The sequence below is a fragment of the Arthrobacter sp. efr-133-TYG-118 genome (genome assembly GCF_030209755.1).
In the GTDB taxonomy this organism is placed as follows: Bacteria; Actinomycetota; Actinomycetes; order Actinomycetales; family Micrococcaceae; genus Arthrobacter.
Window position 1 is genome coordinate 102647 of sequence record NZ_JARVRH010000013.1, and the last position, 13796, is coordinate 116442.

Consider the following 13796-nt stretch of genomic DNA (forward strand, 5'->3'; position numbering starts at 1 on the left):
GTCACGGTATGACGATATGTGCCACTCCGTCCGCCGTAGGATTGTCCATATGCTTTCCGACGCCGTCTCCGCCTTGCGCTGCCCGGTCTGCCAGGGTCCTTTCGGCCTGAGAGGGGCGGCGCCGCTTTCGTTGAGTTGCGTCGCCGGCCACAGTTTCGACGCCGCCAAACAGGGCTACTTCAACCTGCTCACCGGCAAGGGCACGGTCTTCGAGGCCGACACGGCCGAGATGGTCGCAGCCCGCAACGATTTCCTGGGCGCGGGCCATTACGGTCCCCTCGCTGAGGCCATCGCGGAGCTGGCCGCACCGGTCCTGCCGGCGCTGGGATCCCTCGTCCTGGATTCGGGGACCGGGACCGGCCACTACCTCCGCACAGTGCTGGACCGCACTCCCGCAGCAGCCATTGGCATCGATATCTCAAAGTTCGCCCTCCGCCGGGCAGCACGGTTGAATCCCGACGCCATCAATCTCGTGTGGGATATCTGGCGTCCCCTGCCGCTCGTCGACCATGCCGTGGATGCCATCATCGTGGTCTTTGCGCCGCGGAATCCCCCGGAATTTGCCCGCGTGCTGCGTCCGGGCGGCCGGGTGATCGTGGTGACTCCGCGCAACGGACACCTTGGGGAGATTGCGGAACGGGCTGGAATGTTGGGCATTGAGCCCGGCAAAGACGAGCGTCTCGCCGAGTCCATGCAGGAGTTCTTCACTCTTGCGGACAGTATTCAACTCGACGTGGATCTCAAGCTCGACGGGCGGGACATCGCCGACGTCGCCTTCATGGGACCGGCAGGCCACCACCTTGAGCGCTCCGCTCTCCTGGCGTCGACGGCCGCGGAAACGTCCGTCCATGCCACCGCGAAGTTCACCCTCAGCGTTTTCACAGCGGCGGAGCAAGGCTCCTAACGGGAACCTTCGCGCCGGGCTAGGATGGAAAAACAGCGACTGTGATCTTGCTGGCGCTGCAGTCCGGATCAGGCCGGCTGCCGCCCCAAGTCCGGAAACAGGGGGAACGATGTTTGAATGGCTTGGCAGCAACTGGTGGGCCCTCTGGCTCACCGTGTTTCTCGCATTTGCCGTGGTGGAGATGCTCACGCTTAGCTTCTTCTTCATCATGCTGGGGGCCGGTGCGCTGGCTGCCCTCGTCGCTGACTTCGCCGGAGCCGATCTCTGGTTGCAGATCGTCGTCTTTTGCATCGTGTCCCTGCTGATGATCGCTTTCGTCCGTCCTATCGCACTCAAGCATCTCCACAAGGGGCCTGCCGAGCAACGTACCAACGTGGACCGCCTGATCGGCCAATCAGCGCTCGTCATGGAGCCGGTCAGTGCGACGGCGGGACTGGTCAAGATCGGTGGCGACGTGTGGAGCGCCCGCAGCGCGGCTGGGATCATCGACGCCGGCCAGACCGTGCAGGTCACCAGGATTGACGGCGCGACGGCGGTAGTCGCCTCGACAGCGGAGAACAGCCCGCACTGAGCGGCGTCCCGCCACGGCTCAAGCCGCTGGGTTCGACGACGAGCGATCGGCACATTGCCGCACACAACCGCATCAAATACGTAACTGGGGAATGAAGGAGATGTATGGACAGCTTGGGAGGAACTGCAGCCGCGATCGTGCTGCTAGTTCTCGTCATATTCGTGATTATCGTTTTGGTCCGCTCGATCAGGATCATCCCGCAAGCGCGCGCCGGCGTCGTAGAGCGGCTCGGTAAGTACCAGCGCACGCTCAACCCCGGGCTCACCATCCTGATCCCCTTCGTCGACCGCCTGCTGCCGCTGTTGGATCTCCGCGAACAAGTGGTTTCCTTCCCGCCGCAGCCGGTGATCACCGAGGACAACCTGGTTGTCTCGATCGACACCGTGGTCTACTTCCAGGTCACGGATCCCCGGGCCGCGACCTACGAGATCGCCAACTACATCCAGGCTGTTGAACAGCTGACCACCACGACGCTCCGCAACGTCGTCGGCGGCTTGAACCTTGAAGAAGCGCTCACCTCCCGCGACCAGATCAACGGGCAGCTCCGCGGGGTCCTGGACGAAGCCACCGGACGCTGGGGAATCCGCGTTTCGCGAGTAGAACTCAAGGCAATCGACCCGCCGCACTCCATCCAGGACTCAATGGAGAAGCAGATGCGGGCCGAGCGTGACCGGCGTGCTGCGATTCTGACCGCCGAAGGCACCAAGCAATCGCAGATCCTCACGGCCGAAGGGCAACGGCAAGCAGCAATCCTGGCCGCAGAGGGTGACGCCAAGGCGGCCATCCTCCGCGCCGATGGCGAAGCCCAGGCCATTCAGAAGGTCTTCGACGCCATCCACAAAGGCAACCCGGACCAAAAGCTGCTGGCCTACCAGTACCTTCAGACCCTGCCGAAGATTGCGGAGGGATCATCCAACAAGCTGTGGATCATCCCCAGCGAGATCGGTGAGGCCCTCAAGGGCATCGGCGGTGCGTTGGGTGGTGCCAACGGTGGACCAGGCGTCGCAGACCTGTTCAGCGATTCCGCAAAGCCCCCAGCCGAAGTTCCCGCACCGGCGGGCAGCACAGCGATAGGTTCCGGACACGCCCCATCGACGCCGCCTCGACAAGAACCGCCGGCGTAACGGCGGACAGTTTGCACGGGGACCGGCCAAAGTCTCTGGCCGGTCTCCTTCGCTTTGTCCTGTCCGCCTCGATCCGCGTATAATGGTGTATTTGTCCGGCCGGTTCAATCCGAACGGAACATTAACGCTTGGTCAGGCGTTTCATCTAGTGATGCAACGTGTGCAGACAGTAGTCCGGGCGACGCCATTGTGGCGTCCGGCTAGCGCGGAGCTTGGTTCCGCGAACAGACAGAGGGAGTAATCATGAGCGATCGCAGCCTGCGGGGCATGCGTCTTGGCGCCCAGAGCATGGAAACCGAATCCGGTGTGGAGCCGGCGCCTCGTCAGAGGGTTGAATACCGCTGCGCGGACGGAGAGCAGGTCTTCGTTACCTTCTCCTCCGAAGCCGAGATTCCTCCTGTCTGGGTTTCCAAGACCGGCAAGGAAGCGCTCCTGGTTGATGGCGAACGCCCCGTTGACACCAATGAGAAGGCTGTCCGCACGCACTGGGATATGCTGCTGGAACGCCGCAGCCTTCCCGAGCTCGAGCAGATCCTCGAAGACCGCCTGAACATCCTGCGCGAGCGTCGCGGAGAACGCCGCTCGGCATAACCGCACAGTTGACGACAAAGGCCGGGTCCGCCCTCTTCCCAGAGTGAACTGGTCCCCGAAAGTTGGACTGGCCAATTAAGATCCTAAGCCGCGAGGGCCTGGGTCCGGTATTGCACCGGGCTCAGGCCCTCGAGCTTTGTCGAGATCCGTTCGGTGTTGCACCAGCGGAGGCGCCTCGAAAGGCGACCTCGGGCGGCCCTTGGGCTTCGGGCGCAGTCCGTCCTCGCCTTCATTCCGGTACAGGCTGGCCCACTTCTTGATCAGAAGCGGGGACGACAGCTGGAACTCCTGCGCCAAGGCCACCTGGGTCTCTCCAGCCAGAAACCGCTGGACAACAGCGAGTTTGAACTCAAACGAAAACTGCCCGTTCGTTGGCTTGGCCACTAGCGTTGTACCTCCACGAACCCTCCACCGGTCATGTAATCGGCCGGCGGCCCTCTTTGCTCACCCCGAGCTTTATGGCAACGGACTTGGCGCCCCAACCGGTCTCGAACAACGCTACCGCGGCCGCGCGCTGCTCCCCGGACAACGAACTGCTCCCCGGACAACGAACTGCTCTTTAACATGAAACTGCTCCCCGTAAGTCAGAACTGAATTCTCAGTCCAACTTTCGGGGAGCAGCTCAAAGAGTCCCGGCCATTTCCGTCGCGCGCTTAGTACGTCTTCATGGCTTCTGGCGGCTGGGTGGACCATTCGGTCTCGGTGGCCCGCATCCAGGGATAAGGCAGGAGTTCCCCTAGGCCGACCGTTCCGATCTCTCCCCCGGCATCAACCAGGACGGTAGCCTCGGCCCCATAGTTCCGAAGCAGTTCCCGGCAAACTCCACAGGGATTGGTGACCTGGGGCTCGCCGCGTTCGTCCATGCTGACTGCCACGGATGACTGGATGGAGTCTTCTTGCGCAATGCGGGCATTGGCGAGGGCGCTGGATTCGGCACACACGTTGATTCGTTTGGAGCCGATGTGAAGGCCCAGGTAGATCGCTCCCGACGCGCCCCGCATGGCAGCGGCCACACGATGGTTCTCGCCGTGATGGGCCCAGAGGAGCAGTTGACGCGCCGCCGTGTAGAGCTCTACATCGGACTGGCTGAGGTCAAACGAGATCACAAGCACCTCCGGAACCGCAACGGCCTGGGCGGAAGAATCCATACACGTTTCTAGCTTCCAATGAAGATTCCGTTCTTCCGCCGTGCCAGCACGTAGAACACAATGCTCAACACGGACAGGACGGCCACGTAAACCGGGAAGATCCACGATGCATTCATGGACTGGAGCCAGACCAGGAGGTAGGAAGCCGTGCCACCGAAGATGGCGACACCAATTCCGTAACCGAGGGAGGTTCCGGCGCCGCGGCAGGATTTGGGCATGAGGGAACTCGTGACCACGTTGTACAGGGTCATGTTCAGCACCAGGACGACCGAGCCGCCCAGGAGGACGGCGGCGAATCCGCCGATGCCCGGACGGACGTACATCAGCATCAGGAAGACCGACGGAATGGACAGGGCGCGGGTGATCAGGAACCACTTGGAAATCGACTTGCCATCGGCGAATTTGCCGACCACGAGGCTGCCAACAACCAGCACCACGCCAAGAATGGTGGTGAGGGCGAAGACCGCAGTTGCGTCTTCTTTGAAGCCGCTGCGGGCCGCGGTGGGCAGTCCCGTATTCCAGGCGTAGTTGTAGGCTTGCGCCGCTCCAACGACGAAGGTAATCGCCAGAACGCTCAGCCAATGCTTGCGCACCCCGCCCCAAACAGCCTTCGAGGAGTTCTCGGCAAGCTCCTCGGGCCGCATGGTTTCCGGAAGGGTCCGGCGTAGGTAGACCACGATGAAACCGAAGATTGCCCCCACGATGAAGGGAACACGCCAACCCCAGTCGGCCATGACAGCACCGCTCAGCATCAGGCTGCACAGGTAGCTGACAAGTGAGGCGAGGAGAATTCCCGAGTTGACGAAGAAGGAGATGATGCCTGCGACGAACCCTTCGCGTCCCACGGGAACCAGTTCGACGGCGTGTGCGGTGGAAAGCGGAGCTTCAACACCGGTCGAGATGCCCTGCACGATGCGGCAGATCAGGAGGATGACGCCGGCGGCGCCGCCGATCTGCTGGTATGTCGGGCACAGGGCGATGATCAGTGTGGTGATTGCCATCATCATGATGGACCAGAGCATCACTTTTCGACGGCCGATCCTGTCGGCGAAAGTACCGAGCAGGACGCCGCCCAGCGGACGGAACGCGAAGCCGACTGCGAAGACCGCCAGGGCGTTAAGGGTTGCGGCGGTGGGGTCCTGTGAGGGGAAGAACTTTGGCCCGATGAAGGCCGACAGGAGTCCGAAGACCATCCAGTCGTACCACTCAAGGGTGTTCCCGAGTCCGAGGCCCAGCAGCCCGCGGCGGATTTCCGGAGAGAGCCGGGTTTTCCGGGCGCTCTCCGGGCCATTCTTGACGACAGTGTCAGTCATGATTCTTTCCTTCCTCCGCACCTTCGCGGTGCGTGAGGGTACGGATCACCGTTGACATCCAGGGGGTATGGACGGTGATCGAAACTATCATTTTGGCTTGGTTCGGCGTGGCCGAACCAGCTCACCTCATGGGAATCGAGTTAGCCCAGATAGCTACGCGTGCCTCTTCGTAGCGCTTTGAAGCAAACGGGGACATCCAGTCCGGTAATAGGGAGCGTGGATGGCTTGCTTGGATGCCGCAGGATCAGCATGGGAACACGAGGGTGGACGTGGGGCTGGGCTGGGCCTTCCGCCAGAAGGCTGAAGCGCCCACGTCTCTGATCGTGTTGCAAACTTCCCCACGTGATGCGACTCACTTAACTATATTGAAGATATTCACCAGGTCAATGCTTTTCGATAAATAGCCCTCACCACGCCGCCAGTGCTGAAGAGTCCGCCGCCGCGAGGACGCCACCGCGCCCGGCGAACAAGAAAAATTTCACCAAACCATTGATTCGCTAAAATTTTTCACTATAGTTATGTGAGTCAGCTCACCGAGAGAAAGCTGGATCATGACCAACGAGATCATCACGGCATCCTCACCGGCCGGCACGAGCGCGCTTCTGGCAACTGTCGGCAACAAGGTCCGCACGATGCGCAAGGACAAGGGGATGACCCTGTCCAAACTCTCGGAAATCACCGGTCTCAGCCCGGCGATCGTCAGCCAGATCGAACGTGGGCTGGCCAATCCGTCATTCACCACCTTGGCACAGCTGGCTCACGGCCTGGACATTCCCGTCGGGAAATTCTTCATCGGCCAGGAAGAGACCAGATCGCCGGTTGTCCGCAAGGCCGAACGGCGAAACCTCAAAGGCGTTACCAAGAAGTCCGTGGGAGAGGCAGTCTACGAGCTCCTCACCCCGGACCTCAACGGCGCCTTGGAGGCCCAATGGATCGTGAGCCCGCCAGGCCACGACACCAGCGCCACTCCTTTCCGCCACAGCGGCGAGGAATTCGGCATCATCCTGTCGGGAAAGAAAGACATCTTCCTGGACGGTGAGTGCTACACCCTTGAGGCGGGCGATTCGATCACCTTCTCCTCGGATACGCCTCACTGGTACAAAAACAGCTACGAAGAGGTATGCGTAGCAATCTGGGTCAACGCCCCTCACGTGTGGTGACCAGCCGGCGTTAGCCGCCGCTCGATCCCATACACGCACGGACCCTTGGACGTCCGTCCGCAAACATCTCCTCTTCCGTGTCCAGGTCCCACGGGACCTCTACTCGTCATGCCCTCCGCCAGGCCTGCTTCGCTGCGTGCACCGCCGCGAGCTCCTCCTGAGCACCTCGTCTATACCCCGGCAACCGTTCCAACGGCATGCCTGCCGGGAAGTAAGGATCCTCCACCATGAACTCCTTTGCCACCACATCGTCACTGGAACTCAGTACGACGACGGCGGATCTCACCGCGCCCGTCATCTCCCGCTCGGATGTCCTCGTGGTCGGCGGTGGGCCCGCCGGCGTGGCCGCCGCGGTCACCGCAGCACGTTCCGGCGCATCCGTCACGCTCCTGGAGCGCTACTCCTCGCTCGGTGGCCTCGCCTCCGGAGGCATGGTCCTGGTGCTCGACGACATGATCAACGGCCAGGAAATCACGGTCACCGGCATCGTTTCGGAGTACGTCGAACGCCTGCAGAAGCTCGGCCTGGCCATCGTGCCCCCTGCCGATGACCGCAAGACCTCCGAGGAACTCTGGAACAAGTGGGGCCGCTACGGCACCTTCGACTTCCACTCCCACACCAACCCCAAGCCGATCTGCTACGCCGCAGCCTTCGACCCCGACGGCTGGAAGCGGGTCTCCAACGACCTCGTCCGCGAAGCCGGAGTCAACCTCCGCCTGCACTCGTGGTTCTCCCGCCCGATCGTGGACAACGGCGTCATCAAGGGCGTCATCTGCGAGACCAAGTCCGGCCCGCAGGCATTCATGGCAGACATCGTCATCGACACGACCGGAGACATCGACGTCGCCTCCCGTGCCGGCGCCAGCCACATCAAGGACAGCTACCTCACCACGCTCGTCTTCCGCCTCGGCAACGTCGACACCGCCGCCGCAGAAGCTTTCGAACAGGCCAACCCGAAGGAGGCCCGTGCCATCAACCGCACCATCAAGCGGCTCCTCGGCGGTGCCTGGGAACTGTGGTGGCTCAAGACTCCCATCGATGGCGTCGTCTGGTGCAACGCTCCCCACATGACCGGGTACGACGGCGTGGACCCGGCAGACATGACCGCCGCCGAGTTTGCTGCGCGGGACCGGATCACCGAGGCCGTCGAGTACGTCCGCGCCCACCTGCCGGGCTTTGAGAACTGCTACATGCTCGACGTCGCCTCCCAGATGGGCGTCCGCCAGACCCGCCTGCTCGAGGGCGAATACGTGATGACGAAGGACGACGTCACCTCCCGCCGCCACTTCGCGGACACCGTGGCCCGCGGCCGCGACTACTACTACCCGTACCGCTCGCTGCTTCCCAAGGAAGTGGACCAGCTGCTCGTCGCCGGCCGCCACTACTCGGCCACCCCGGAAGCGCAGAAGATGTCCCGCGAGATCCCGCCCTGCATGGCCATGGGCCAGGCAGTCGGCGTCGCCGCCGCGCTGGCGGTCCAGAACGGCACTATCGTCCGCGAGGTTTCCGCGCTGGACATCCAGCAGGGCATGCGCCGGCACGGTGCAGACCCGGGCGACGTCCCGTCGTCGAACGCTACCGTCGACAGCGAAGCTGTGGTGGGGGCATGAGTACCGACACCCTCCTCGATGAGTTTGAGGAAACCACGACGGCGGCGCCCGCCTCCGCTGCCGAGCGCAACGGCATCCCGCTCCCCCTCGACGGAATCAAGATCGTGGACTTCACCCAGGTGTTCATGGGACCGTCCTGCACCCAGCTCCTGGGCGACTACGGCGCGGACATCATCAAGGTGGAACGACCGGGCGCGGGCGACATCTCGCGCAACTCGTTCCCGGACAAGGACGGCCAGGACAATCCCATCTTCCTGTCCATCAACCGGAACAAGCGCAGCGTGTCCGTGGATACCCGCACCGACGAGGGCAAGGCCGTCCTCCGCCGGATCATGGCCGACGCCGACGTCGTCGTCAGCAATTTCCGTTCCGGCGTGATGGAGCGGATGGGCTTCGGCTACGAGGAACTCAAAGCCGGTAACCCGGGCATCATCTGGGCCTCCGGCACGGGCTTCGGCCCGGTGGGACCCTACTCCCACAAGGGAGGCCAGGATGCGATCGCACAGGCCTACTCAGGCGTGATGTGGCGGCGCGAGTCGGACGACGTGAAGCCGGCCATCTACCCCACCACGTTGTGCGACTACATCACGGGTATGCACCTCATGCAGGGCATCCTGCTGGCGTTGCGCACGCGGGAGACGTCCGGCGTCGGGCAAAAAGTGGAGGTGACCATGTACGATTCCATGCTGCACTTGCAGATGCAGGAGGCATGCATGCAGCTCAACCGCGGCTACGAAGTCAACTGGGGCGCCATGCCGCTGAGCGGCGTCTTTGAAACCACCGACGGCGCCGTCTGCATGGTGGGCGGTTTCACCCCCGACCCGTTGGCTCGGATTTCCGAAGCGCTGGGCCTGGACGAAGACCTCACGCAGCGGCCGGAGTTCGCCAACTTGGAGCAGCAGTTCAAGCACAAGCCGGCCCTGCAGGCGATCTTCCGGGAACATATCGCCACGAACACCACCGAGTACTGGACCAACCAGCTGGAGAGCCAAGGCCTGCTCAACGCACCCGTCCACACCCTGGAACAGGCCTTGGCGGATGCGCAGACGGAGGCCAACGGGATGATCGTGGAAGCCGAGCACCCGGGCGTGGGCACCGTGAAGATGCTCAATGCGCCTATTCGCCTGTCTGCTACCCCGCCTTCCATCCGGCGTGTGGCGCCGCGGCTCGGCGAGCACAACGTGGAGGTCCTGCTGGAGAACGGTTTCGACGCCGAAACCATCGAGCGCTTGCAGAAGTTGGGGGTACTCCGGTGACTGTGTCGATGGAAGAGAAGAAGATCGTTGACCAGGTCACGCTGACCATCGAGAACCACGTGGCCACGGTAGTGATCGACCGCCAGCACGTGCTCAACGCGGTGGACGGGACTGCCCAGGCCCGGCTCAATGACATCTGGAACCGGATCGAAGCCGATCTTGACGTGCGCGCCGTCGTCATCACCGGCGCCGGGACGCGGGCGTTCTGCGTCGGTGCGGACATGTCCGCCTCCGCCGTGGACAAGACCGGCCTGCAGTACTGGGCGGAGCTTGACCCCAACGGTTTCGGCGGACTGAGCCTGCGCACGAGCCTGGACATTCCGGTCATTGCCCGGGTGAACGGCTATGCGCTTGGCGGCGGCATGGAAATTGTGCTCGGTGCCGACATCGTCGTCGCCGCTGACACGGCCCGCTTCGGCCTCACCGAACCGCGCGTCGGACGCTTGGCGCTCGACGGCGGCATCCACCAGCTGGTGCGCCGCGTCCCCTATACCCAAGCGATGGGCATGCTCCTCACCGGTCGCAAGGCCGAGGCTGCCGAGATGCAGTCGATGGGCCTCGTCAACGAAGTGGTTCCCGCAGATGAGCTCGACGCCGCGGTGCAGCGCTGGGTGGACCAGATCCTCGCCTGCGCGCCCAGCTCCGTCCGGGCCGTCAAGCAAATGGTCAGCAGGACGAGCCACCTGAGCGCCGCGGAAGCCCGCGGCCTCAGGCTGCCGGCCCTCATGGCCGCGCTCGACAGCGAAGACTCCGCCGAAGGAGTTCGCGCTTTCCAGGAAAAGCGCCCGCCTGTGTGGCCGGGCCGCTGAATGGAGCACGAACAGATGCAAGACACCGAACTTCAGCACGAACGGAAGGACAATCCAATGCGGGAAGCACTATCACCCGGTGTGTGGGGCGTCGTCGCCACGCCATTCCAGGGCAGCACGCTCGATCTGGACACCGACAGCCTGGCCCGGTTGGTGGAGCACTATGAATCCATCGGCGCCACAGGGCTGACTGTCCTGGGTGTCTTCGGCGAGGCCGCCGCCCTGACCGCAGCGGAGCGCAGCCTGGCGCTGGAAGTGGTGGTCGAAGAAACCCGATTGCCGCTCGTGGTCGGTGTGACCTCGCTCTTCACGGGTACGGCAGTCGAAGAAGTCCGGGCCGCCCAGGCCGTGGCGGGAGACCGGATCGCAGCCGTCATGGTGCAGGTCAATTCAGCACGGCCGGAAGTCGTCACCGCGCACCTGACCGCCATCCACCAATCCACCGGCGCGAAGGTCGTCCTGCAGGACTACCCGGTGGCCAGCGGTGTCAGCATCAGCACGGAAGCACTGATCTACGTGGTCCAGGCCTGCAAGTTCGTTGTTGCGGTCAAAGCCGAGGCCCCGCCCACCAGCGTGGCCATCGCCCAACTGGCGGCCGCCGTCGACGTCTCCGTGTTCGGCGGGCTGGGCGGCCAGGGGCTGCTGGACGAGCTGGTGGCCGGCGCAGCCGGAGCCATGACCGGGTTCTCCTACCCGGAAGCCCTCGTGGCCAGCGTCCGTGCCTGGCAGTCGGGCGGCTACGACGCCGCCCGGGACGCATTGCTCCCGTATCTGCCGCTCATCAACTTCGAGCAGCAGGCCCGGATCGCCTTGGCGGTCCGGAAGGAGTGCTTCCGCGAGCGGGGCCTCATCAAGGATTCCGGTGTCCGCCCGCCCGCGGCTCCTTTCCCGGAGGTCCTCCGGAACGGAATGCTGACGCATCTGGCTGAAGCGGCCCGCGCTTTGGATCTCTCTCTTACCCTGACCGCCCACACAGCAGGAAGGCTCTGATGGACTTCGGAATCAGTGGCAAGACCGCCTTCGTCGCCGCCTCCACGGGAGGGCTGGGACTGGCCGTCGCCCGCGGCCTCGCGGCCGAAGGCGTCCAGGTTGCCATCACCGGCCGCCGCGGCGAGCTGGCCGAGAAGATCGCGGCGGAGCTGCAAGCCGACGGGCACAGCGCCGTGGCGGTCGAAGCGGACCTCAGTACCGCGGACGGAGTGACCGCCGCCGTCGAACGCGCCGTGGAACTACTCGGTCCCATCGACATCCTCGTCCTCAACGGCCCCGGCCCCAAGCCCGGGGCGGCCGCGAGCCTTGGCGCCGACGACATCGCGGCGGCGTTCGAGCTGCTCGTGAAACCGCACCACGCTCTTGTCTCCAAGATCCTCCCGGGGATGCGGGAGCGGCGCTGGGGACGGATCCTGGCCATCGGATCCAGCGGAATTGTGGCGCCCCTGCCCAACCTCGCCGTCTCCAACACGGGCCGCGCAGCATTGGCCGGCTACCTCAAGACCCTTGCGGCGGAAGTAGCCCTCGACGCCGTCACGGTCAACATGCTCCTGCCCGGACGCATCGCCACCGACCGCGTCGCCGAACTGGACCGGGCGGCCGCCAAACGCCGCGGCACCACACCGGAGGAAATCCAACTCGAATCGCGCAAGACCATCCCTGCCCGACGCTACGGCGAACCGGAGGAATTCGGCGCCGCCGGCGCCTTCCTCTGCAGTGCCCCCGCTTCCTACATCACCGGCGTCGCGCTTCGCTGTGACGGAGGCCTGATCCGGAGCCTCTAGGCCCGATCCCGCCCGAACAGCCTTCTCCCATCCCAACCGCATGAGCCAAAGGATTACCATGACTTCCACCGCCACCGAATCCGCAACTTCCACCCGTCAGGACGTTGCCGCAGCGCAGCACCTGATCAACGGCGAATGGACCGGAGAGCCTGAAATCCAGCGAATGAACCCGGCCCGCCCGGATGAACTCGCTGCCCTGTCCCCGCGAGGTACCGCCGACGACGTGGACGCGGCCATCACAGCCGCTGCCGCCGCCCAGCCGGCTTGGTCTGCCCTGCCCGCCCCGGCCCGCGGAGCCATCCTCATGACGGCCGGCAACCTTCTCGCTGAACGTCTAAGCACGATCGCCGAGGACCTCGTCCGCGAGGAAGGCAAAACCCTCGCCGAAGCCAAGGGAGAGGTCAAGCGCGCCTCGGACGTGCTGCGCTTCTTCGGCTCCCTCGGTTGGGCCGCCACCGGCGAAGTACTTCCCAGCGGCCTCCCGGACACCACCATCACCACCCGGCGCGAGCCGCTCGGCGTCGTCGGGCTCATCACCCCCTGGAACTTCCCCATCGCCATCCCGGCCTGGAAGGCCGCCCCCGCACTCATCAGCGGCAACGCCGTGGTCATCAAGCCGGCCGAACTCACCCCGCTCTCGGCGACGCACCTTGCCCGCGCCCTCAAAGACGCCGGACTTCCGGCCGGAGTCTTCAACGTGGTCCACGGCAAAGGCCGCGTGGTCGGAGACGCTCTGGCACGCGATCCCCGCATCGCCGGGCTGTCCTTCACCGGCTCCACCAAAGTGGGGCTCGGACTCCAGGAAATCCTGAATGCGCGCCGCGCCCGCGTCCAGCTCGAAATGGGCGGCAAGAACGGCGTCCTGGTCCTCGACGACGCCGATCCGCAGAAAGCCGCCGCGGTCGTCGCGGCCGGCGCGTTCGGACTCACGGGCCAGGCGTGCACCGCAACGTCGCGCGTCTACGTCACGCCGGGCGTCCGGGACGCCTTCCTCGAAGCCCTCGTTGCCGAGGCCGCCAGCTACACCGCCGGTGACGGGCTCGACGGCGCCAAGATGGGCGCTGTGGTGAGCAGCCAGCAGTTCGAGCAGGACCAAGCTGCGGTGCGCACCGCCGTCGAACGCGGTGCCGCCCTCCTCCACGGAGAGTACGACGGCGACCCGACCGGCGCGCTGCTCTTCCCTGCCGCTGTGCTCACCGATCTTCCCTTCGACGACGCCGCTGTCACGGAGGAAATCTTCGGTCCGGTGGTCGCGGTCCTGGAGGTCCCCGATTACGAGGCAGGACTCGCCGCGATCAACGACTCCCGCTACGGCCTCACGGCAGGCATCTGCACCGATTCCTTGGCCCTGGCCACGGACTTCGCCGCGCGGGCGCAGGCCGGCGTGATCAAGGTCAACCGTCCCACGGCGGGCCTGGACTTGAACGTGCCGTTCGGTGGCGTGAAGGACTCCTCCACGAACACGTTCCGCGAGCAGGGCAAGTCGGCGCTGGACTTCTTCACCTGGGGCAAGACCGTTTACACCGGTGTGTAAC

At 64.5% G+C, this 13796-nt stretch carries 14 protein-coding genes and 1 pseudogene; 11 read left to right on the forward strand and 4 right to left on the reverse strand.

Annotated features, from left to right (window positions below; all coding sequences use genetic code 11):
• The first annotated feature begins 49 nt into the window (after nucleotides 1–49).
• The 4 genes from QRN59_RS13055 (at nucleotide 50) to QRN59_RS13070 (ending at nucleotide 3190) form a co-directional block, all read left to right on the forward strand.
• Nucleotides 50–904 (forward strand): methyltransferase domain-containing protein, encoded by an 855-nt coding sequence (locus QRN59_RS13055; protein WP_284982929.1) that lies wholly within the window; start codon nucleotides 50–52, stop codon nucleotides 902–904.
• Nucleotides 905–1013: 109 nt separating this feature from the next.
• Nucleotides 1014–1475, forward strand: a complete 462-nt coding sequence (locus QRN59_RS13060; protein WP_284982930.1) for an NfeD family protein — start codon at nucleotides 1014–1016, stop codon at nucleotides 1473–1475.
• Nucleotides 1476–1579: 104 nt separating this feature from the next.
• The gene (locus tag QRN59_RS13065) at nucleotides 1580–2599 is read left to right on the forward strand and encodes an SPFH domain-containing protein (RefSeq protein WP_284982931.1); all 1020 of its coding nucleotides are present in this window, start codon (nucleotides 1580–1582) and stop codon (nucleotides 2597–2599) included.
• Between the two features lie 243 nt (nucleotides 2600–2842).
• The gene (locus QRN59_RS13070; protein WP_059389983.1) at nucleotides 2843–3190 is read left to right on the forward strand and encodes an RNA polymerase-binding protein RbpA; all 348 of its coding nucleotides are present in this window, start codon (nucleotides 2843–2845) and stop codon (nucleotides 3188–3190) included.
• Between the two features lie 83 nt (nucleotides 3191–3273).
• On the opposite strand, the gene QRN59_RS13075 is transcribed toward QRN59_RS13070, so the two are convergent.
• The 4 genes and pseudogenes from QRN59_RS13075 to QRN59_RS13085 all read right to left on the reverse strand — a co-directional run bounded on the left by QRN59_RS13075 (nucleotide 3274) and on the right by QRN59_RS13085 (nucleotide 5651).
• Nucleotides 3274–3423, reverse strand: coding sequence for an IS3 family transposase (locus QRN59_RS13075; protein WP_502871051.1), 150 nt, complete (start codon nucleotides 3421–3423; stop codon nucleotides 3274–3276).
• Nucleotides 3389–3574 (reverse strand): annotated as a pseudogene (locus QRN59_RS24555) (helix-turn-helix domain-containing protein); the annotation flags it as partial. The gene QRN59_RS13075 and the pseudogene QRN59_RS24555, both read right to left, overlap by 35 nt.
• A gap of 269 nt (nucleotides 3575–3843) precedes the next feature.
• Complete coding sequence (locus QRN59_RS13080; RefSeq protein ID WP_284982932.1) at nucleotides 3844–4338, reverse strand: cytidine/deoxycytidylate deaminase family protein; 495 nt, start codon at nucleotides 4336–4338, stop codon at nucleotides 3844–3846.
• An 8-nt stretch (nucleotides 4339–4346) separates the two neighbouring features.
• Complete coding sequence (locus QRN59_RS13085; protein ID WP_284982933.1) at nucleotides 4347–5651, reverse strand: MFS transporter; 1305 nt, start codon at nucleotides 5649–5651, stop codon at nucleotides 4347–4349.
• Nucleotides 5652–6202: 551 nt separating this feature from the next.
• Here QRN59_RS13085 and QRN59_RS13090 point away from each other — a divergent pair.
• From QRN59_RS13090 to QRN59_RS13120, 7 genes are all read left to right on the forward strand, one after another.
• Nucleotides 6203–6811 carry a helix-turn-helix domain-containing protein gene (locus QRN59_RS13090; RefSeq protein ID WP_284982934.1) on the forward strand — a complete coding sequence of 203 codons (609 nt, stop codon included), beginning with the start codon at nucleotides 6203–6205 and terminating at the stop codon, nucleotides 6809–6811.
• A 227-nt stretch (nucleotides 6812–7038) separates the two neighbouring features.
• Nucleotides 7039–8421, forward strand: coding sequence for an FAD-dependent oxidoreductase (locus QRN59_RS13095; protein WP_284982935.1), 1383 nt, complete (start codon nucleotides 7039–7041; stop codon nucleotides 8419–8421).
• Entirely contained in the window at nucleotides 8418–9677 is a 1260-nt protein-coding gene (locus QRN59_RS13100; protein WP_284982936.1) for a CaiB/BaiF CoA transferase family protein, read from the forward strand. Before QRN59_RS13095 ends, QRN59_RS13100 begins: the two co-directional genes overlap by 4 nt.
• 8 nt (nucleotides 9678–9685) lie before the next feature.
• A complete protein-coding gene (locus QRN59_RS13105) occupies nucleotides 9686–10486 on the forward strand; it encodes an enoyl-CoA hydratase-related protein (RefSeq protein ID WP_502871052.1) in 801 nt (266 codons plus the stop codon).
• Between the two features lie 57 nt (nucleotides 10487–10543).
• On the forward strand, nucleotides 10544–11476 hold the full coding sequence (locus tag QRN59_RS13110) for a dihydrodipicolinate synthase family protein (RefSeq protein ID WP_284982938.1): 933 nt from the start codon (nucleotides 10544–10546) through the stop codon (nucleotides 11474–11476).
• Entirely contained in the window at nucleotides 11476–12261 is a 786-nt protein-coding gene (locus tag QRN59_RS13115) for an SDR family oxidoreductase (RefSeq protein ID WP_284982939.1), read from the forward strand. Before QRN59_RS13110 ends, QRN59_RS13115 begins: the two co-directional genes overlap by 1 nt.
• 58 nt (nucleotides 12262–12319) lie before the next feature.
• Nucleotides 12320–13795 carry an aldehyde dehydrogenase family protein gene (locus QRN59_RS13120; protein ID WP_284982940.1) on the forward strand — a complete coding sequence of 492 codons (1476 nt, stop codon included), beginning with the start codon at nucleotides 12320–12322 and terminating at the stop codon, nucleotides 13793–13795.
• The last annotated feature ends 1 nt before the right edge of the window (nucleotide 13796 follow it).